This is a genomic window from Cellulomonas septica (assembly GCF_012396155.1).
In the GTDB taxonomy this organism is placed as follows: Bacteria; Actinomycetota; Actinomycetes; order Actinomycetales; family Cellulomonadaceae; genus Cellulomonas; species Cellulomonas septica.
Genome location: NZ_JAAXOY010000814.1, coordinates 1 through 1,377 on the forward strand (window position 1 = coordinate 1; position 1,377 = coordinate 1,377).

Sequence of the window (1,377 nt, forward strand, 5' to 3'; positions counted from 1 at the left end):
GGTCGTACCGGTGCCGGCGTCGCCGCTGCTCGTGCCGTGCGCCGTCGTCGCCGTCGCGGGCGACGTCGCGGTTGTCCCCGTCGACGCCGCGGTCGGCGTGGTCGGCGCGGTGCCGGTCGGCGGTGTGGGCGACGAGGTCGTCGGGGGAGCGCTGGCGGTCGTCATGTCGGGCTCCTGGGTTTTCTGTCGTCTGACAGAAACAGCCTCGCGACGGCCTGTTCCCCGCCGATCACCACCCCGTAAACGTTGCGTTACGCGGCCCAACGGCCGGGAGGGGCAGGTCGACACCGACATGGCTGCCGTTCGTGACCCCGGAACGGCAGCCATGTCGGTATCGCCGCCGGCCGGGCGACGCCGTCAGCGTCGAACCGGGTCTGGGTGCCGGACACGCGAGCGCGCCGGTCGCCGACCCGGGTCGCGCGTCCCGGGCACCGGGCGTGCGGTCGAGAGGCCGGGGTCGACGGCCGTGGCCCGCGCGGGCCGGTCACGAGACCCGGGTCGAGGCGCTCCGGGCACCGGACGGGCCGGTGGTACGTTCCCCAGGCCATGGGACGCAGACCGGGACGACCACGCGCCACCGGCGACCCGCACGAGCAGCGGGACACCCGGCAGGACGTGCTCGACGCCGCGGCGGCGCTGTTCTGCACCGTCGGCTACGCCGCGACCAGCACCCGTGCGGTCGCCGACCGGGCCGGTGTGCGGCAGGCGTCGATCTACCACCACTTCGCGAGCAAGGACGCGATCCTGCTCGACCTGCTGCTGGGCTCCGTCCGCCCGTCGCTCGAGCTCGCCGACCGCCTCGCGACCGCGCACGACGCCCCGCCGGCCGCGCGTCTGTGGGCCCTCGCGCACGCCGACGTGCTGCTCCTGACGACCAGCCCTGTCAACGTCGGCGCGCTGTACCTCCTGCCCGAGGTCGACGGCGAGCAGTTCGCCGAGTTCCACGCGCTCCGCGACCGCCTCCGTGCCCGGTACGACGACCTGGCCGCCCAGGTCCTGGCACGGCCGGACGCCCAGGACACCCCGGACGCCCCGGTCGGCCCGTCGGACGCCGGACCCGCCGTTTCCGTCGACGCCGCGGGTCCGCTCGTCCTCGGGCTCGTCGAGTCGGTGATCCTCCGTCGCCGCACCGGAGAGCGGCTCGACGAGGCCGTCGTCGCCCGGTCGGTCGCCGACGGCGTCCTGCTGCTCCTCGGGAGCGACGCGACGACGATCGCGGAAGCCCGCGCCGGTGCGACGCACCTCCTGCCGTCGCCCGCCACGCTGCACGGCGACGTGTCCGCCACGCCCGCCGCCCCAGCCACTACGACCGGTGCCGGACCCGCCACGCCCGCTGCCGCGTCCGCCACGCCCGCTGCCGGGTCCGCCACGCCCGTT

The 1,377-nt window shown here is 76.0% G+C and carries 1 protein-coding gene; it reads left to right on the forward strand.

Annotated features, from left to right (window positions below; genetic code table 11):
- Positions 1–546 precede the first annotated feature (546 nt).
- Positions 547–1,377: TetR/AcrR family transcriptional regulator (locus HGA02_RS19425; RefSeq protein ID WP_168681039.1), on the forward strand; the 831-nt coding region annotated here is incomplete at its 3' end.